Raw genomic sequence first — 17,978 nt, forward strand, 5'->3', positions numbered from 1 at the left:
GGGCGTAGAACGGCGCGGATCGCGGCGGTCGGATGGGTGCTGGCCGTCGGCGCCCTGCCCGCGGCCGCGGTCGACTTCGATGCGGTGGCGGAGGTGTTCCGCCTCCGCTGTACCGGTTGCCACCACGAGGGTGGACCGGCGCCGTTCGCGCTCGAGAACTTCGAGCAGGCCCGAGCCTGGTCGTCCTCGATCCGTCGCGCTGTCGCAGCGGGGGTGATGCCGCCTTGGCACGCCGACCCGCGCTACGGCGAGTTCAGCAACGACCGGCGCCTGCCGGCGGCGGAGAAGGAGAAGCTGCTGGCCTGGATCGATGGCGGTAGCCGACGCGGGTCGGGAAGTGGGCCGTCGTCGTCCACTCCAGGCCGGGAGCCCTCCTCCGACTGGCGGATCGGCGTGCCGGACCTGATCTACGAACTGCCGGAGGACGTCACGATTCCGGCCAGCGGAACGATCCCGTACCACGGCTACCGCGTGGAGACGAAGCTGCCCGGTGACGTGTGGATTCAGGCGGCTGAGACGCAGCCGGGCAACGCCGCGGTCGTGCATCACGTGATCGTGCAGGCGTTCGCGGGATCCGGTGCCGCGCCGCCGGCGGACGGCGGCGATCCGCGCACCGCGGGCGATCTGGGAGGGTACGCGCCCGGCACCGGCCCCCTGGTCATGCCGCCGGGTGTAGGTCGCCGGCTACCCGCCGGCGCGGTGATCGACTTCCAGATGCACTACACGCCGACCGGCCGGGCGGAGACCGACCGCAGCCGGATCGGCCTGGTGCTCGCTTCCGAGCCGCCCCGCCACGAGTCGCGCACCGCCCTGTGCACGACTCCCTTCCTGTTCATCCCGGCCGGGGAGAAGGATGTGCGTTTCGAGGCGGAACTCTCGTTCCCGCGGGACAGCCGCCTGCTCTCGCTCAGGCCGCACATGCACCTGCGTGGCGACACCTTCGAGTTCCGGGCCGCGTACCCGGACGGGCGCTCCGAGGTCCTGCTGCGGGTCAACGGCTACGACTTCAACTGGCAGACGACCTACCGTCTGGCCGAGCCGAAGCCGATTCCCGCGGGCACGAAGCTGCACTGTGTGGCCACCTACGACAACAGCAGCGGCAACCCCGACAACCCGGACCCGACCCGCAACGTCTCGTGGGGCCGGGAGACGACGGACGAGATGATGATCGGCTTCGTCGACTACTACGAGGTGGACTAGCTAGCCCGACGGGTTCCACTCGCCGCGGGCGACCGCGGGCACGAACTCGTCGAGACCTTCGGGCGGATAGTCGACGGCGCGACCCAGCTCCGCGCTCATGTAGGCGGCCATCAACAGGCGGGTCACCTCCAGGCCGTCGTCGAAGGTTTCGCGCGGCCGCTTGCCGCCGCGGAAACTGTCGACCATGTGCCGATTCTCGGCGTCGTAGCCGTAGGCCACGGGCTCGTTCGCGAGCACCGGCATCAGTCCCATCTCCGCGTTCTGTTTCTCGACCAGATCCTCGCCGCTCTGCTGCGCCAGATCGCGGCTGAAGAAGAGCTCGAGGTCTGTGTCGAGGCTGTTCGCCCGCATGGAGTACTCGGGGCCGAGCAACTCCATCGACAGCCGCAGGCCGGCGCCCACGTAGCTCCAGGAGGTCGTCGCCTCGACCACCAGCGGCGTGCCGGCATCGTCCTCGTACTCGACCATGGCGCGGGCGAAGTCCTCAGCCGGCCGGCGGGCGTAGTCGACCGTGTCGCCGTACTGCCTGCGCAAGCGTTCCGCGTACTCCGGCCGCTGCCACTTGAGACAGTGGATCTGGGCGTGGACCCGCTTCGGCGTCAGACTGCTCCTCGGCTTGTCCGGGTCGGTGAGCAGGAAGCGCGCGGCCTCCACCGAGTGGCACATCATGTCGTTCAGCACTCCGCCGCCCTGCAGGTCGCCGCGCCAGAACCAGGCGTTGTGCGGGCCGGAGTGCTCCTCGGCCGCGCGGGCGAGGTAGGGCCGGCCGGCGGCGCTGGCTCCGCGCTGCCAGGCGAGTTCGCGGCCGCGCACGACGGCGGGACTGAAGACCTGGTTCTCCAGATAGCCGTCGAGGACCTCGATCTCGCGCGCAAGTTCGACCATTCGGAGCGCTTCGGCGGCGTTGCGCGCCAGCGGCTTCTCGCAGGCCACGCCGACCAGGCGGCCGCGGCCGCTCCGTACAGCGGCCGCGATCTCCTCCATGTTCGCGACCCGGTGGTCGTTGCGGCCGCAGATCCAGATCGCGTCCACGGCGTCGTCCTCGACCATCGCCGCGATCGACGGGTACGCCTGGGCTTCGCCGACGTCGAGGTCCTTCGCGAGAGCCGCCGCCGCCTCGGCGCTGGACCGAGTGGGGCTCCAGACGCCCCGGATGTCGGCGCCCCGCACCGCGGTCCAGGAACGGATGTGGAAGCGGGTGATGAAGCCGCTGCCGACGAAACCGATGCCTAGGGTACGGTGATGTGCCAACTAGTCGCCCTTCAGTTCCCTGGCCTGCGCGATCCAGCGTTCGACCATGGGGGCGGAGGGCGCTCGACGGCTCAGTTTCCGCGCGGCGTTGACCGTGCTCATCTTGGTGGCCAGATTGAACGCGCGGCGGCGGCTCAGGTCGCGCACCGTGCGCACTCCCGACGCGCCGAGCAGCTCGGCGAAGTCTCCGCCGATGCCGCGAATGCGCATCAGATCGGCCATGTTGACGAACCTCCGAAGCTGCCGCTCGGGCAGACCAGTGCGCTCGGACAGGAGGCGGCGCTCTCTGCGGCCGTTGCTGGCGTTGAGGAGCGCGTCCGTGGTCCGGATGTCCGCGGCGGCGAGTTTCTTGGCGACGGCGGGACCTACGCCAGCGATCTTCCGGACGCCGTAGGTCATCCCCCCAGGCGCCTATTCGCTGCCTTTGAAGATCAGGTCGAGGCTTTCGATGTCGCCGCCCACCTCGACCTCGACCACCCGCTCACCCAGCTTTTCGTGCCAGAAGACGAGTTCATGCGAACCGGCGGGCAAACCGTCGATCCGGTATGCGCCGTCGCTTCCCGTCGTCGAGTGGAACGAATGCTCCATGACGAACACGTAGGCGGCCATCCAGGGATGGACGTCGCACTTCACCTTGATCGGTTTCTCGGCCGCCCGGAACGACTTGATCCTCGTGCCCCGCGCCGGCTGGCCGATGTTGAAGGGCCGGTTGGCTCTGGCCAGGGCCCGCACGTTGTGGAGTGTGGGATCGTCGTTGACGATCTCGATGTCCTGCTGGACGCGCACACCGAGAATCCGCGGTGTGTAGAGGCAGCCCCGTTGTTCCAGCCGAACCGCTTCAGCCGGCGCGTCGTCGGCGGTGCCCTCGGGGGCTTCCTTGAGGTAGACGAAGACGTTCTCGATCGCGCCGCCCTCTCCGATCAGGCTGTCGCGCGAGAGGACCCGTTTGCCGTCGTAGATCTGTTCGCAGTTCGGGTCCGCGTCCATGCGCAGGGGGTAGCGCTTGAGCGGCTCTCCTTCGTACGTGACCGTGCCGCTGATACTGAAGTTGTCGGCTCCCGCCGCCGGGACGGCGCCGGCGAGAAGAGAGGAAAGAAGGATGACTGCGGCCGGGATCGAGATTCGCAGCATGTCAGGCGCTAGCGGGAGTAGTACTCGATGACGAGAGGCACTTCGCACACGATCGGAACCTCGTCCCGAACCGGTGTGTTGCGGAGCGTCGCCTGGTAGCCCGTTTCGTCTGTCTCGACGTAGGTGGGCACCGTCACGCCGCGCGGCTCGTTGAAGCAGCGGAGCTTGCGGCTCTTCTCGCGCACCTCGACGACGTCGCCCTCCTTGACCCGGAACGACGGGATGTTCACCCGGCGCCCGTTGACCAGGATGTGACCATGGCCGACGAACTGGCGAGCGGCGAACACGCTGGGGGCGAAGGCGCGATGCACGATCGCGTCGAGCCGCGTCTCGAGGAGTCCGACGAGATTGTCGCCGGTCACGCCTCTCATCCGGGTCGCGCGCTTGTAGTAGTTGCGGAGCTGGCGCTCGCTGACGTTGTACTGGAAGCGCAACCGCTGCTTCTCCAGCAACTGCCGACCGTAGTTACTCTGGCGCCGGCGCCGCTTCAGGCCGTGCATGCCTGGAGGATGGCTCTTCTTCTCCATGTAGCGCGCCGCCTTGGACGTCAGGGCGACACCCAGCTTCCGCGACAGCTTGACCTTGGGCCCGTTGAACTTCACCTGTTTCTCCGATTCTCTGTTTGCTTTGCCGACCGACGGGCGTGGAGGCGGCGAGCCGATCAGTCTGCCGAGGTCGCGTCCGACCGGCGCATCTATCGTTTCGACTGTTCCTGGGGCCCGCTACCGCCGTCGAGCGGACGCGCATTGTAGCAGCGAGTCAGACCCAAGTGTGAATCGGGACCGTGTTCCTGTCCGCGCTATGGCTGTGCCTGAGGGGAAGGCGGGGTCACGAACAGAGTTCTCTGGGCGGTTCGCCGGCGGAACGCGGTTGCCGACGGGCTCGCAGTGTGGCCTCCTTCGAGGCCGAAGCGGCGGCGCGAGGTCTCGAACAGCCGGCCGATCTGATCGGCGTACTCTCCGCCGCCCTTCATGCGGTGATGGAATCGGGGGTCGTTCAGATCGCCGCCGCGGGCCTCGCGCAGGCGGTTCAGGACTCGATCCCGGCGGTCGGGGAAGTGTGTGCCGAGCCAGTCGGCGAAGAGTCCTCGAAGCCCGTGCGGCAGGCGGACCAGGATGTAGCCCGCGCGCCGCGCTCCGGCCTCGGCCGCCGCTTCCAGGATGGCGGGGATCTGATCGTCGTTCAGGCCAGGGATGATGGGTGCCGCCATGACGCCGCAGGGAATGCCTGCCTCGCTCAGTTTGCGTACCGCGTCCAGGCGCCGCCTTGGGCTCGAAGCCCTCGGCTCCATACGAGCAGAAAGCGACGGGGACACCGACGTGATCGACAGGTAGACGCCGCAGGCCTGGAACCGGTTCAGTTCGAGGAGGAGGTCGAGATCGCGCGTCACCAGGTGGTTCTTCGTCACGATCGCCACCGGGTTCCGGAACTCGGCCAGGACCTCCAGGCAGCGGCGCGTGACGAGGAGTCGCCGTTCGATCGGCTGATAGGGGTCGGTGACGCCGGAGAGCATGATGACCTGGGGTGTCCAGCGGGGATTCAGGAGAGCCTCGCGCAGCAGTTCGGGCGCCCGCTCCTTGACCAGGATCCGGCTCTCGAAGTCGAGCCCGGCGGAGAAGCCGAGATACTCGTGGGTGGGCCGTGCATAGCAGTAGATGCAGCCGTGTTCGCAGCCGCGGTAGGGGTTGAGGCTGTATTGGAAGCCGATGTCCGGTGAGTCGTTGCGCGACAGGATCGTCTTCGAATCGTCGCGGAAGAGCTCCGTCGGCGGTGAGTCGCCACGCTCGGCGGTGCTTTCGCCGGGCTCGAAATCGATGTCGATGCGTTCGAAACGGTTCCTCGGGTTGGCGGCGGCGCCGCGGCCGCGTACTGAACCGGGTGAGGACATGCGGTCGATCGTATCACGACTTACGCCCTGTTTGCGTCCAGAGCGTGGGGCGACTCGCCTCCTAGCGGAGGATCAACTGCGGCCGCTCGGAGCGCGGCGTCAGGGCCTGTGCGATGACGCAGGCCGCATCGAGTCCCTGGGAGCGGAGATCATCGACCAGGCGGCCGCTCCGCTCGGGTTCGACCGCCAGCACCAGCCCGCCCGCGGTCTGGGGGTCGAAGGCCAGTTCCAGCCGCGGTCCGGCGGGGGCCTGGCGCCTGACCGGCAACGGCAGGCGGGTGTTCTGTTCGTGGCTGGTGCTCCTCTCTCCGCGCTCGAGAAGCTCCAGGGCGCCGGGCAGGGCGGGGACGGCGCCTGTGTCGACCTCGATGTCGACGCCACTGGCCTGGGCCATCTCGCCGACGTGGCCGGCCAGACCGAAGCCGCTGATGTCGGTTGCGGCCCGGGCCCCGGCGCGGCGGGCGGCCTCGAGCGCACCGCGGTTGCTGGTTTGCATCGAGGTCAAGGCGGCGCGGAGCCAGCGACCCGGACACAGGCCCATGCGGTCTGCGGCGAGCAGGACGCCGCAGCCGAGCGGTTTGGTCAGCACGAGCGTGTCTCCGGGCTCGACCGCGGCCTTGAGCAGCAGCTCGCGGCCGTTGCCCGCGACTCCTTCGACGTGGAAGCCGACGACGAGTTCCGGGCCGGTGTTCGTGTGGCCGCCGAGCAGGAGCACGTCCTCGGCGTCCAGTGCCCTGCGGGCGCCGGCGAGAATCTGGATCAGCAGTTCTTCCGCGGCGTCGCCTTCCGCGGCATGGGGCAGCGTGACCAGGGCCTGGGCGACCCTGGGCGCGACACCGGTGGCGTAGAGATCGGAACAGGCGTTGACCGCCGCGACTCGCCCAACGAGCCATGGGTCGTCGGTGAAGGCGGGGAACGCGTCGAGCGAGGCGACGACCTGGTCGCCCGCCGGTGTCCTGTAAGCGACCGCGTCGTCTGGAGTCGCCACATCGAGGACGACCTCGGAGTTCTGGCCGGTCTTCGCCTGAAGATCCGCCCGCGCGAGCGCTCTTGCCAGGCGATCGGGCCCGATCTTGGCGGCGCAGCCACCGCAGAACATGGGTTCCGCAGCGGCTGCGCTCGCGTGGTCCATCCCGCCGCCGGCATCGTCGCTGCCGTTCCCGTGGCCCATTCCTGCGAACCAGGGACGGGGCGCGCCGTCTGCATCGAGCGCCTGGAAGCGCTCCATGAACTGGCGGTCGATCCGATCCTTCAACCGCATGACCCACCTGCCCTCGAAGGCGTGTCCCCACTTGGCGCCGACAGCGGTCCCGTCGCCGAGGTTGAGGAGAGACAGAAAGTCGCTCTGCGGCCTGTACCGACGGAGCCGTCGCCCGGCCAGCAGGCGATCGAGGTTGTCGATGAGGTAGGGCCCCATGCGCACCGCGTAGACCCCGGCGCGGGCCCGCCGCGGGTGCTCGGTCAGGGTCGCGCAGTCGCCGACCGCGAAGATGTGGTCGTGCCCCTCGACCTGCAGGGTCGATCGAGTGCGGACGTAGCCGCCATCGTCGAGCGGCAGGTCCGAGTCGCCGAACATGGGCAGCGCGGCGGCGCCGGTGACCCAGAACGTCAGGTCGGCGTCGAGACGGTCACCGCCGTCGAGACGGACCGAGTCCGCTTCGACCGTGACGACCTTGGCGCCGAGGATCGTGTCGATTCCGCGCCTGCGAGCCGCGGCTTCGATCCGGCTGGAGAGAGACGGGTGATAGCCAGGAAGAATGCCGTCACCCGCCTCGACGATCGTCGTCTTCGGTTCTAGTCCCCGGCTCCTGAGTCGAGCATCGATGCAGAAGGCCAACTCGATCCCGCCGGCGCCGCTGCCGACCACGACGACCTTCGGACGATCGCTCGTCAGGGACTCCACGCGACCCTCGACCACCGCCGCCAGGCGGTTGATCGGGCGGGTCGGAACGGCATGCTCGCGGACGCCGGGAAGATCGAGGGCAGCCACCGTGGAGCCCACGTCGAAGGAAGCCAGGTCGAAGGCGAGCGCTTCGCGGCCCTCGATCAGCACCCGCCGGGCGGCTGCTTCGACCCCGGTGCATGGAGCCAGAATGACCCGTACGCCGGCCCTGCGCGCCAGCGGCACGGCGTCGATCTCCAGTTCGTGACGCTCGTACTGGCCGGCTACCAGCCCCGGCGCCATCCCGGAGTAGACGGCGATCGGCGTGTCGACGACCAGAGTGGCGTCGATGGCCGGGTTGGGGTCCATGATCCAGTGTCGCAGCAACTGGACGTGCGTGTGGCCGGCGCCCACGAGGACCACTCGCGTGGCCGCATCGAGCGCGGAACCTGGCGTGCCGGGACCCCGATCCCGGTTGAGCCCTGTGGACCTCACGTCATGGCGGGAGAACGGTCGTGGGTCTAGGAACTGCCGCCGGCGTCGCCTTCGGCTCCACGAACGGCGCCGGAGGTGCGGAGGGCGGCGATCCGTTCCCGGTCATAGCCCAGCTCGGTGAGGACTTCGTCCGTGTGTTCGCCGAGCGCCGGAGCCGGCCGCCTGATCGACGCCGGCGAGCGGGAGAAGCGCCACGGCACGCCGGCCATTCGCAGGTTGCCGAGCTGCGGGTGCCGGACGACCTGGCTCATCGCCATTGCCTCGACCTGGGGATCGTCGAAGAACTCGTCGGCCGAACGGACGGCCGCGCAGGGAACGCCCACCGCCACGAGATCGGCTTCCAACTCGTGGGCCGGCCGCGAGGCAACGATCGGGTCGATCTCCGCGCTGAGTTCCTTTGCCTGCGTGACGCGTTGGGGGTTCGTCGCATAGCGGGGGTCGCCGGCCAGGTCGTCGCGGCCGATCGCTTTGCAGAACAGCTTCCAGAACTTGTCCGTACCGGCGGCGATGAAGATGGGGCCGTCGGCGGCGGCGAACATCCGGTAGGGGAAGATGCCGGGCGGCCCGGTGATCTCGGCCTCGAGCGGCTGGATGTAGGACTGCGCCTGGGCGCTCATGATCGCCTGCAGCAGGGACGTCTCGATCCACTGGCCCTCGCCGGTGCGCTCGCGGTGGAGGAGGGCGGCGTTGATCGAACAGACCGTGAGGACGGCGGCCATGTAGTCGGAAACCGCCACCGGACAGATCGCCGCGACGCCGTTCATGAGTTGCTGCAGGTGCGCCGCGCCGGCCATCGACTGGAGCACCGGGTCGTAGCCGGGACGCTGGGCGTACGGTCCGCTGCCGCCGAAGGCGCTCGACGAGGCGTAGATGAGCCCGGGGTTGTGGCGGCTGAGCGTGTCGTAGTCGATGCCGAGCCTGGCGGCGACTCCGGGCCGGAAGTTCTCCATCGCCACATCGGCGTCCCGGACGAGGTCGTAGACGACCTGCCGCCCCTCCTCGGTCTTCAGGTTGACGGCGATGCCACGCTTGTTCCGGTTCCACGCCTGGAACATCCGGCTCTCGCTGCCGATGAAGGGGCCCCAGTGGCGGGCATTGTCGCCGCCCGGCGATTCGATCTTCAGGACATCGGCGCCCATGTCGCCGAGCAGCATGGCGCCGTAGGAGCCGGCGATGAAGCTGGTGAAGTCGAGAACGCGAATGCCGTGCAGCGGGCCGTGGGTGCGCGGCTCCGGCATGGGCCCGTCAGGCATCCGGCGATCTTAGCTACTCCACCAGCTCGACGTTGTCGATCTCGAGCCAGAAGGCACCGAGATCGGCGGGACCGCCGATGAAGAACGCCCAGGCGCCCGAGGGGTCGAGACCACGGAACGAGGACAGCGGAATCTCGACCCGGCCCCATTCATCACCGGCCTCGAAGGAGGCGGCCGCCGGCCGCATTCCCAGGCTTTCGGCGAAGGCCATCGCCTGGTAGGTCGCGCTCTCTCCGCGCGCGTCGAAGGCCAGGGCGCGGATGGCGCCGGCGTCGACCGGTTCGTTGAACTGGGAGCCGAGCAGAACCATGACCCCGGACCACGGGAAGGGAAAGCCCTCCTTGATCTCGCCCTCGATCCGCAGCGCGTTGCCGCCCTCGTCGCGGGGCGCCGCGGCGCTCTTCACGGTCGACTTGCCGCCGGCAATGGCGTCGGTCGAGTGCGACCACTTCGGGGGCAGGTTGCCGGTGCCCAGGTCGTCCTCGAAGTTACTGAGCAGCGTCGGCTCGAGGCGGGGCCGGCCGGTCGTGGGTTCGGCAATCCTGCGCTCGAAGCGGGTCCCGTCCTTCCAGATCGCCGCGATGTCGCGGGTCGCGAGCACGTCCTCGGTCGCGTCGCCGCGAACCAGGATCAGGTCGGCCTTGAGACCCGCCGCGATGCGGCCGCGGTCGCCCAGGTCGAACGCGTCGACGGGCGCGGCGGTGGCCGCCCGCAGGGCCTCGACCGGAGTCAGACCGGCACGGACCAGCAGCTCGAGTTCCCGATGGATGCTCGCGCCGTGGGTCGTTCCAGGATTCGGCGCGTCCGAGCCGGCCAGGATCGGCACGCCGGCGGCGTGCAGTGCCGCGACGTCGGCCAGGATGTTCGCCATCAACTCCGGGTCCGGTTCCCGGCCGAAATCCTGCCCCAGACTGCCTCGCTGCTCGGGCGTCAGGAAGGCAGCGATCAGCGGATCCGCGGCCAGCTCCGCGCCGCCCGCGGTGCCGGCGATCGTTTCGAGCACGGCGAGCGTGGGGACGACGAAGATCCCCGCGTTGCGGGCCGCTTCGACGATCTCGCCGCCTCCGGCGCGGTCGAAGTGCATGTGGACCAGGCCGTCGGCGCCCGCGTCGATGACCTCCCCGGCCGCTTCCACCGTGCTGATGTGGAAGACGGCCAGCAGATCGTGGCGATGCGCTGCGGCCACGATCCGGGGCAGGGTCGAGTCGGCGAGCGTGGGAAGCGGGCGCCCGACGGAACCCGCTTCGTAGATCACCTTGATGAAGTCGGCACCCGCGGCGGCCCGGTCCGCGATGAAGGCGTCGGTCTGCTCCGGGTCATCCAGGGTAGGCAGCGCGACGCCGAACTGGGTGCCGTGGCCGCCCGCGACCGTGACGGGGCCGCCGGCGAAGACGTCGGCCCGGTCCGGAACCGCTCCCGCAGCCTGCTGCCGTCTCCATTGAGCCGCCATGGCTTCGGCGGTGAGCATGTCCAGAACGGTCGTGACGCCGAAGTTCAGCGCCTGCTCGAGCGCCGGCCCGAAGTTGTGCGTATGGCTGTCGATGAGCCCCGGTAGCAGGGTCGACCCGGCGCCGTCGACGACCGCCGCTTCCGTGCCGGCGGCCGCTGGAATGTCGGTACCCGTCGTGACCGACTCGATCTTGCCGCCGCGGATCACGACCGTTGCGGTGTCGAGGACCGAGTCTCCGGTGAACACGCGTGCCCCCTGGATCACGGTGGCGGGGGTCTGCGCTTGGAGCCCCCCGCCGAGGCCGACCAGGCAGATCGTCAGGAGGGCGGCTCGGCCGACACATCTCAAGCGCAGGTTCATCGCGGTGTCCTCCCGGGTCGGTCGTATGCTAGCGATCGCCTGCTGCCGGCAGGCGACTTATTCCCAGGACCGGCAGTGGCCGGCCCGTTGGCCGGAAACAGCGCGGACGAAGGAGCACCCTTGAAGATCAAACTGGATATCGACTGCACACCCGAGGAGGCGCGCGCCTTTCTCGGTCTTCCCGACGTGGCGGGGATTCAGAACGAGATGCTGGAACGGTTCCGCGATCGGTTGACCGCCAACCTGAAGTACGCCGACCCCCAGGAAATGTTCAAACTGTGGTTTCCGGGCCTGGCGGCCCGGCGCGGATCCGACGCCGACGCCGAGGGGAGCTGATCCGGCCTACGCCCCGGCCCCGGCCTCGAGACCCGTCACGTCGTAGGACATCAGGATCAGGTCGTGGGTCGCGTCGTTGGGGTCGATCACCCAATCCGCGAGCAGGGCTTCGATCGAGAAGCCCAGCTTGTGGAACATCTGGCGGGCGCCGCGTTGCTCGCGGGCCATCTGGGCCACGATCTTGGTCAGTCCGATCTGCTGGGCGAGCTGGAAGACATCGTGCGCCAGGTGGCCTCCGAGACCGGCCTGCCGGACCTCCGGCAGGACCATGATCCGGATCTCGCCCAGGTGCCGCATCCATGAGGACTCGCGGCGGTTCAGGCTGCCGTAGCCCACGAGCCGGCCGTCAACGTGGGCCAGTACAGCGATCCGGAGCCCCGTCGTCACGCCCTCGATCCAGTGGTCCACGACCTTCGGATCCGTCAGGTCGACGCGCAGAAACCGGAGATCCTCCTTCGGAAGGGCGCGAGCGAAGGCAAGCATGTCGTCGCGGTCATCCTGACCCAGGAGCCTGAACTCGAAGGACTTGCCCTTCAGGCGGACGGTGCGAGGGTAGTCGTTGGCCATGTCGTTCACTCGGCTGCCTCCGTTTCGACGGCAGGATCCTCGGCCGGGGAGCCGTCGGCGAGCCGGTCGAGGTAGGTAGTGATCGCCGCGAAGGAGCCGTCCACCGTGTTCTTGAACTGCTGTTGACCCTCCGCGGCGGCGTCGCGCCAGGTCTGCATCAGGGTGCGGGCTTCATCGGGCAGGTTCGGGACCTGGTCGATCATTCGGTCGGCGAGTTCGAGTTGCCGCTCCTGCAGCGCAACGATCGCGTTGTAGCCGTTCTCAAATGCCGCCTTCTGGAACTCCAGCACCTGCTTCTGGTAGTCGAGAACCTGCTTGGGAATCGTGGGTCTGTTCATCTAGGTCTCCAAGGTCTGATCTGCATGCGGTCGCGGTTCCAGTGGCGGGTTGCGTACCGGCCGGCGGGGCGAGCTGCCGGCTGCTTCGCGGAGCTCGCTGAGCGACTCGGCGAGCAGGTCCGGCAGTGCGTCGCCGTCCGGACAGGCTCCCTCGTCCACTGTGAGACCGACGTGCAGCAGTTGGTTGTAGGCGAAGAACGCGCAGGATAGCCCCTGACCGAAGCCGACGGGCCAGGACGGCGTGTAGCCGATGACCGTTCGGCCGGCCAGGAACGCGGGGATCTGGGGACCGGTGGCGTTGGCCACGGCGAGGTGGAAGGGTGGCCGGATCCGGGACGTCATGGCGGCGGCGGCCGCGGCCAGACGACCGCCGCGCTGCTGCACGCGGGCAAGGCGCGCGAGAACGTCCGGGACGTGAGCCGCGCGTAACAGGCGGGCGAGCTGATGCACGGCCCGCAGCCGGTGTGCGGCGCCCAGTCCGAGCGGGACTTCGATCGGGAGGAGGCTGCGCCGCTTGCCGCCGCGACCCGGCACGTCCGTGGCAAGGGCAATCCTCAGGTTGCGGCCGGCGACATCCAGGCCGCGACCGGTCAGGTAGCGCTCGAGGGCGCCGCCGACCATGGCCAGGACGACATCCGAGAGGGCGCCGCCGAGCCGGCTGCGGATCGTACGGATGTCGGCGTAGGAGATTTCGAGGCGGATCAGGCGCCGGCGCCCTTTCCCGGCCCGGTTGAAGGGCAAGGGCGGCGGGGGCAGCGCCGCGTCGGGCATCGTTTCGTTCAGGGTCAAGAGGGCCGTGCGTACATCTTCGGAGACGAAGTGCATCGCGCTGCCTAGCAGATCCTGTCCGGCGCCGGTCCAGTCCTCGACCCATTCGGCCAGTCGCCTGCCGGAACAGCTTTCAGGCCGCCGTGTGCGGGGAGTGTGGTCGCCCGCCATGAGCGGCTCCGAGAGTTCGTCTCGACTGTTCCTGGCGCTCGTGTCGAAGAGGACATCGAACAGATCGGTGGTGCCCAGGCCGTCCACCGCGGCGAGATGCGTCTTGACCAACAGCGCGTCACCGTTGTCGTGGTGTCCGGGCAGCAGGTGGACCTCCCAGAGCGGCCGCGAAGGGTCGAGAGGCTTCGTCAGTACATCGTCGAGCGCCGCGTCCCGGTCGCCGCCGTCGGCGACGTGAACGTGTTGCTCCGGATCGAAGTCCGCCGCGCGCCAGCGGGGGGCTCCGAAGGGCGCGGTCTCCACCCGCAGTCCGAACCGCGGCAGCCCGCGGAAGCGTTGGACCTGCCGGAGGACCTCGCCGCGCCCGATGCTGCCTTCGATCCGCGCCAGGCCGGCGATGTGCAAGCCGGGGTTCTGGCGTTCCAGGTTCCAGAGGAACGCCCGGTCCGCGGCGAGCAGTTCGTTGGCCGTCGTCATTGCGCCTGTTCTTCCGCCGCGGGATGCCGGCTCAGGAAGCGTGCCAGGTGGCGGTACGCCAGTGGGTTGGCGGCGAGACCGCTGTGGGTTCCGGGCACCTCCGCGTTCTTTGCGGGATCGTAGAGGCGCGTGTAGCGCCAGGCGACGACGCCGTCACGGCGCGTGTAGATCGCGAGCTGTGGAATCTCCTCCGGGAAGACTCCCTGAACCGCACGCACGAGGTCGCACCGGCAGTCACCCGAGAAGCACCGGGGATCGCGGCTGTCGTCCCGTTCGACGGCCCGGCGGCGTACGACCTCCGCCAGTCGCATGACCAACGGGTGGGAGCGGACTCCCCTGATCGGCGTGCCCATCGTGGTCACCGAGGCGACCAGGTCGGGCCGGAGACAAGCAACGCCCCGGGCGAGCACGCCTCCCAGGCTGTGGCCGACGACGTGTGCGCGGCGGCCGGTCTGTGCGGAGGCGGCTTCGAGCGTTGTCGTCAAGCGATGTCCCAGCCGCTCCAGGCAATCCGCGTTGTGTCCGATGTCCGAGCGATAGGGCCGGTAGCCGATGCGTCCGAGCCATCGCCGCATCGGCGCCAGGTAACCGTCGGTGCCGGTGAAGCCCGGCACGACGACGACCGCCGCGCCGTCGCCGCGCGGTAGGCCGAAGCCGTAGTAGGTCGGCGTCATCGGAAGCATCGAGAACTCAGCGATGGCGAAGCCCTCGAGCCACAGCGGCACGGCGGCCGGCACTGTGTCCCGCAGCAGGCGCGGGTTGACGCTCCAGATCGGGCTGGGCGGGCGGCGCTGGGCCGATGTCACCGGACGATTCCCCGCACTATGCGACTCCCTGAAGAGGCGCGGCTTCCGGGCTCGATGTCTCGGCCTCGTCCGCGCCGGCGGCGAAACAGCGGGCTCCTGTCGCTTCCTCGTCGTCGATGCCGGCGGCCTGCCGCAGTTCGGCATAGGAGTCTTCGAGGCACTCCGTGAGGAACCACGGATCGGGAATCAGCCTTGAGTCCACGGTGATGCCGAGAGTGATGCGCTGGTTGTAGGTCAGGATGGCGAGGAACAGCCCGATGTTGTTCGACACGATACCGGCCGGGAGCCAGTCGATCAGCTTGTGCGGTCCGAAGTAGAGCGGGATCATCGGACCGGGGACGTTCGTCGAGACGGTATTGAAGAGGGTCTGGGAGAACGGCATCGTCGCTCCCATGGCTGCCATCAGGGGCGGTACGCGGACGCCGAACTGACTCAACTGGTAGAAGGCCTTCGCCTGGCCGGCCTCCTTCAGCCTGTTCATCGCGTCGCGTTCCTTCTTCAGGCGCTCCACCGGATCGTCGACGCCGACGAAGAGCGGAGCGATCATGTTCGACACCAGGTTGCCGAGCTGTCCGCGTTCGTCCTCCTGCCGCATGCTGACCGGACACATGGCGCGGAGCTCGAGTCCGGCAGTGTCCTGGCCGCGCGACCGCAGGTAGCGGCCGAGGCCGCCGGCGAGCACGGTGAGCACGACGTCGTTCACGGTGCCCCCCAGTTTGGACTTGACCGCGCGCATCGTCGGGAAGCCGAACTGGGCCCAGGCGAAGCCCAGGTCGCCGCCGACCGGCCGGTTGAAGACCGTACGGGGCGCCGGAGTGGCGCTGACCGACAGCGTGGCGCTGCTGGCGGACATCATCTCGCGGGTGCGTTCCGTCATGACGTCGGGGCGCAGGGCGTCGAAGGCAGCCTCGGTCCAGGTCCGGTTCAGTTCACCCAAGCGATGCTGCATCGCTTCCTGCAGCAGGCTCAGGGAGTCGGGCAGGGGCGTCGGCGACCAGGCTTCGGCGGGCGGCTCGGGCAGCTCGTCGGTCGGCGAGAAGTCGCTCAGCACCATGGTCAGATCGACGCCCGAGACACCGTCGACCATCGCGTGATGGATCTTCCAGACCACGGCGGTATGGCCCGGAATGCCGCGCAGCACGATCCCCTTCCACAACGGCCGATCGCGGTCGAGCATGCCGCTGTAGGCCTCGGCGGCCGCCCGCGCCAGGATCTGCTCGTCGCTGTCGGCTGGCAGCCAGACTTCGTCGATGTGGTGTTCGATATCGAAGTTCGGGTCGTCGAGCCACAGCGGGTGGGAGACGAAGAACGGCGGAAACACGACCCGCTGCCGGTACCGGGGCAGCAGGTGCATGCGGGCGGCGACCTGCTCGATCACGTGTTCTCTGGAGAACTCACCTTCGTAGACCATGCAGCCACCGATGTGCATGGTTGCGTTGGGGCGCTCCACGTAGAGGAAGGCGGCGTCGAGCGGGCTCAAGAATCGGTTCAGTTCCGGGGCCATCGGATTCTCCAAAGGACGGCGGATCTGGAAAGGTCGAGGTCGGTATGCTGCACTGCTTACTGCACCGCAGCATACGCATCGTTGCACAGAACCGGACGAACGGCAAGAGCCCGTGAACCGCGCGGGATCGAGTCAGCCCGGCCGACGCCAGCGGAAGGCGGTCACCTGGATCACTTCACGGGCCGGTTCCACCCGTACCTGAACCGGTGTCGACGACAGCGGAAGCCGCGGCGTGAGGCAGCGGCGCCGCTCCCGGCCCTTCTGGGTCGGCCGACAGGGGAAAGGGTCTCCGTCGATCTCGACGGTCACGTCGACCGTGTCGCGCGACGGCGTGCGGATGGCGATCTCGAGGGAGACCAGCGACGCAAGCCTGCCGTCGACGCTGCCAGCAAGCGAACCAAGGTCTACCGAGTACGCGCCTTCCCCAGCCATGGCGAACGGTGCGGGGGCGGGAGGTCCGACAGCCTGAAACGGTTGGCGGACGAGGACCACGGGTTCGCCGCGCAGGCGGAACAATCCGGGTTCGAAACGCTGGACCTGTGCGCCGTCGGCGGCTGCCAGCTCCCGGTGTGCCGGATGCTGGTCGGGCGCGAGCCGGGAAGCGGCGAAGAGCAGCACGTCGGCCATTCGGGGCTCGACCGCGAGCCCCTCCGCGAGGTCGTCGGTCCGGATGACGGTGGGCACGAAGGCGCTCTCCCATGTGCGGGGATCGAAGGCCTGGGCTCCGAGTGGCAGTTCGGTGATGAATGTTCGACCCCGCAGCGGCTTGCGGGCGCCCGCGACGCGGGCCGCTTCGTCGACGGTGAGCGGAACGTTCTCGTCATGCACGGTTCGGTGGACGAAGTGGGCCTTGGCGGCGAACGCGCCGGCGAAGACGAGGACCAGGGCCGGTACCGCCGTTCGGCGCACCCAGACGGGGTGAGCGGTTCGGGCCGATCCGAGAACACGGTGAATCAGCCAGGCGGCGGCGAGTGCGGCGACCGGGGCGACGATCAGCCAGTTGGGCGGTTTCGGGTAGCGGGTGGCGGCCCAGAGCGCCGCCACGTAGCCGCCGGCGAAGGTCAGCAGAATCCCGGCGTCGCCGATCGTCGCTGAGCCTCCGGCGCCCGGGAGGGGGACGGACGCGGTTCGCGTGCGCAGGACGAGAACGAGGAGCCAGCCGAGCCCGAGCAGGGCCAAGGCGCCCAGGATCGGGCTGAAGTAGACACTGCTCGCGAGGCTGGTGACGACGCTGAGCGGCTGGTCGAACCATCCGGAACCGGCCGCTGCCAGTCGTTCCTGGTACTGGGTGACGGTCGAGCTCAGGTGGCGGCGGTAGAGATCGGGAACGAGTAGCAGCCAGGGGTTGAGAAGCACCAGCACGCCGGCCGCGGCAGCGCCGGCTGCGGCCGTCCGCCGCACCAAGAGCCCGACGTCCCGGACTCCGCCGAGCGCGATGGTCCCAAGCAGCGGGATGACGAGCGCACCCCCGTTCCACTTGGCGGCCGCGGTGGCCCCGACCATGGCCCCGGCGACGGCAAAGCTCTTCAGACTGCCGTTTCTTCGAGCCGCCAGCATGGCGTAGAGCGCAACGACCGAGGCGAGGACCATCATGATGTCGGGCTTGAAGGCTCCCGACTGGCGCAGGTGCCAGGGGGTGACCGAGAGAAGCAAGACCGCGGTCAGGGCCACGCCCGGTCCGAACAGCCGCCTGCCGATGAGGTAGAGGACCCAGAGCGACGCGGTGCCCACGACGACCTGAAGGAAACGACAGGCGCGGACACCGAAGGGCGTCAGAAAGGGCCTGCCCTGCGGGGCCATCGCCACGGCGGAGGGAGCGGCTCGCAGGCCGGGAAGGGAGCGCGCGGCCTCCCACGTCTTCAGCAGCAGGGCGTGCGGCATGTAGGACAGGGTCGGATAGTGGGCGCGCACCGGTTGGAACTGCCCTTCGGCCAGGATCGCGGCGACGTTGCCAGCGTTGTAGCGCTCGTCCCAGATCCGGTTCATCGTGGGATCGGGCCAGCTGAAGACCAGGCGGACGGCGAAGGACCACACAAGCAGCAGTCCCAGCAGCCACCTCTGAAGACGACTGGCCGGGGGCGGGGCGCCTTCCGGGTTCATC

16 protein-coding genes are annotated in these 17,978 nt (G+C 69.0%); 2 read left to right on the forward strand and 14 right to left on the reverse strand.

What is annotated here, in order from left to right:
- Positions 1-36 precede the first annotated feature (36 nt).
- Entirely contained in the window at positions 37-1,200 is a 1,164-nt protein-coding gene (locus OXG83_01395) for a hypothetical protein (GenBank protein ID MCY3963664.1), read from the forward strand.
- On the opposite strand, the gene OXG83_01400 is transcribed toward OXG83_01395, so the two are convergent.
- The 8 genes from OXG83_01400 to OXG83_01435 form a co-directional block, all read right to left on the reverse strand.
- Positions 1,201-2,451 (reverse strand): Gfo/Idh/MocA family oxidoreductase, encoded by a 1,251-nt coding sequence (locus OXG83_01400; GenBank protein MCY3963665.1) that lies wholly within the window; start codon positions 2,449-2,451, stop codon positions 1,201-1,203.
- Positions 2,452-2,850 (reverse strand): DUF4332 domain-containing protein, encoded by a 399-nt coding sequence (locus OXG83_01405; protein MCY3963666.1) that lies wholly within the window; start codon positions 2,848-2,850, stop codon positions 2,452-2,454.
- A 12-nt stretch (positions 2,851-2,862) separates the two neighbouring features.
- The gene (locus OXG83_01410) at positions 2,863-3,582 is read right to left on the reverse strand and encodes a hypothetical protein (protein ID MCY3963667.1); all 720 of its coding nucleotides are present in this window, start codon (positions 3,580-3,582) and stop codon (positions 2,863-2,865) included.
- Between the two features lie 8 nt (positions 3,583-3,590).
- On the reverse strand, positions 3,591-4,184 hold the full coding sequence (gene rpsD, locus OXG83_01415) for a 30S ribosomal protein S4 (protein ID MCY3963668.1): 594 nt from the start codon (positions 4,182-4,184) through the stop codon (positions 3,591-3,593).
- Positions 4,185-4,381: 197 nt separating this feature from the next.
- Positions 4,382-5,470 carry a PA0069 family radical SAM protein gene (locus tag OXG83_01420; GenBank protein MCY3963669.1) on the reverse strand — a complete coding sequence of 363 codons (1,089 nt, stop codon included), beginning with the start codon at positions 5,468-5,470 and terminating at the stop codon, positions 4,382-4,384.
- 61 nt (positions 5,471-5,531) lie between these two features.
- Positions 5,532-7,775, reverse strand: coding sequence for a selenide, water dikinase SelD (gene selD / locus OXG83_01425; protein MCY3963670.1), 2,244 nt, complete (start codon positions 7,773-7,775; stop codon positions 5,532-5,534).
- A gap of 98 nt (positions 7,776-7,873) precedes the next feature.
- Positions 7,874-9,100: a CoA transferase gene (locus OXG83_01430; GenBank protein ID MCY3963671.1), complete on the reverse strand. Its 1,227-nt coding sequence runs from the start codon at positions 9,098-9,100 to the stop codon at positions 7,874-7,876.
- A gap of 13 nt (positions 9,101-9,113) precedes the next feature.
- Positions 9,114-10,910: a CIA30 family protein gene (locus OXG83_01435; GenBank protein ID MCY3963672.1), complete on the reverse strand. Its 1,797-nt coding sequence runs from the start codon at positions 10,908-10,910 to the stop codon at positions 9,114-9,116.
- 120 nt (positions 10,911-11,030) lie between these two features.
- Here OXG83_01435 and OXG83_01440 point away from each other — a divergent pair, with 120 nt between their 5' ends.
- Positions 11,031-11,246 (forward strand): DUF6489 family protein, encoded by a 216-nt coding sequence (locus tag OXG83_01440; protein MCY3963673.1) that lies wholly within the window; start codon positions 11,031-11,033, stop codon positions 11,244-11,246.
- A gap of 6 nt (positions 11,247-11,252) precedes the next feature.
- On the opposite strand, the gene OXG83_01445 is transcribed toward OXG83_01440, so the two are convergent.
- The 6 genes from OXG83_01445 to OXG83_01470 all read right to left on the reverse strand — a co-directional run bounded on the left by OXG83_01445 (position 11,253) and on the right by OXG83_01470 (position 17,977).
- Positions 11,253-11,813, reverse strand: coding sequence for a GNAT family N-acetyltransferase (locus OXG83_01445; GenBank protein MCY3963674.1), 561 nt, complete (start codon positions 11,811-11,813; stop codon positions 11,253-11,255).
- Positions 11,814-11,818: 5 nt separating this feature from the next.
- Positions 11,819-12,151 (reverse strand): hypothetical protein, encoded by a 333-nt coding sequence (locus OXG83_01450; GenBank protein MCY3963675.1) that lies wholly within the window; start codon positions 12,149-12,151, stop codon positions 11,819-11,821.
- Positions 12,152-13,567, reverse strand: coding sequence for a WS/DGAT domain-containing protein (locus OXG83_01455; GenBank protein MCY3963676.1), 1,416 nt, complete (start codon positions 13,565-13,567; stop codon positions 12,152-12,154).
- Positions 13,564-14,373 carry a hypothetical protein gene (locus OXG83_01460; GenBank protein ID MCY3963677.1) on the reverse strand — a complete coding sequence of 270 codons (810 nt, stop codon included), beginning with the start codon at positions 14,371-14,373 and terminating at the stop codon, positions 13,564-13,566. Before OXG83_01460 ends, OXG83_01455 begins: the two co-directional genes overlap by 4 nt.
- A gap of 16 nt (positions 14,374-14,389) precedes the next feature.
- Complete coding sequence (locus OXG83_01465; GenBank protein ID MCY3963678.1) at positions 14,390-15,877, reverse strand: wax ester/triacylglycerol synthase family O-acyltransferase; 1,488 nt, start codon at positions 15,875-15,877, stop codon at positions 14,390-14,392.
- 132 nt (positions 15,878-16,009) lie between these two features.
- Positions 16,010-17,977 carry a glycosyltransferase family 39 protein gene (locus OXG83_01470; GenBank protein ID MCY3963679.1) on the reverse strand — a complete coding sequence of 656 codons (1,968 nt, stop codon included), beginning with the start codon at positions 17,975-17,977 and terminating at the stop codon, positions 16,010-16,012.
- Between the last annotated feature and the right edge of the window lies 1 nt (position 17,978).

This window comes from Acidobacteriota bacterium (assembly GCA_026707545.1).
GTDB lineage: Bacteria > Acidobacteriota > Thermoanaerobaculia > Multivoradales > Multivoraceae > Multivorans.

What these genes read in the sequence shown, in the direction of transcription:
- OXG83_01450 (MCY3963675.1), bottom strand. Translation starts at nt 12,151, where the DNA reads ATGAACAGACCCACGATTCCCAAGCAGGTTCTCGACTACCAGAAGCAG.
- OXG83_01435 (MCY3963672.1), bottom strand. Translation starts at nt 10,910, where the DNA reads ATGAACCTGCGCTTGAGATGTGTCGGCCGAGCCGCCCTCCTGACGATC.
- OXG83_01455 (MCY3963676.1), bottom strand. Translation starts at nt 13,567, where the DNA reads ATGACGACGGCCAACGAACTGCTCGCCGCGGACCGGGCGTTCCTCTGG.
- OXG83_01465 (MCY3963678.1), bottom strand. Translation starts at nt 15,877, where the DNA reads ATGGCCCCGGAACTGAACCGATTCTTGAGCCCGCTCGACGCCGCCTTC.
- OXG83_01470 (MCY3963679.1), bottom strand. Translation starts at nt 17,977, where the DNA reads ATGAACCCGGAAGGCGCCCCGCCCCCGGCCAGTCGTCTTCAGAGGTGG.
- OXG83_01445 (MCY3963674.1), bottom strand. Translation starts at nt 11,813, where the DNA reads ATGGCCAACGACTACCCTCGCACCGTCCGCCTGAAGGGCAAGTCCTTC.
- OXG83_01420 (MCY3963669.1), bottom strand. Translation starts at nt 5,470, where the DNA reads ATGTCCTCACCCGGTTCAGTACGCGGCCGCGGCGCCGCCGCCAACCCG.
- OXG83_01410 (MCY3963667.1), bottom strand. Translation starts at nt 3,582, where the DNA reads ATGCTGCGAATCTCGATCCCGGCCGCAGTCATCCTTCTTTCCTCTCTT.
- OXG83_01405 (MCY3963666.1), bottom strand. Translation starts at nt 2,850, where the DNA reads ATGACCTACGGCGTCCGGAAGATCGCTGGCGTAGGTCCCGCCGTCGCC.
- OXG83_01430 (MCY3963671.1), bottom strand. Translation starts at nt 9,100, where the DNA reads ATGCCTGACGGGCCCATGCCGGAGCCGCGCACCCACGGCCCGCTGCAC.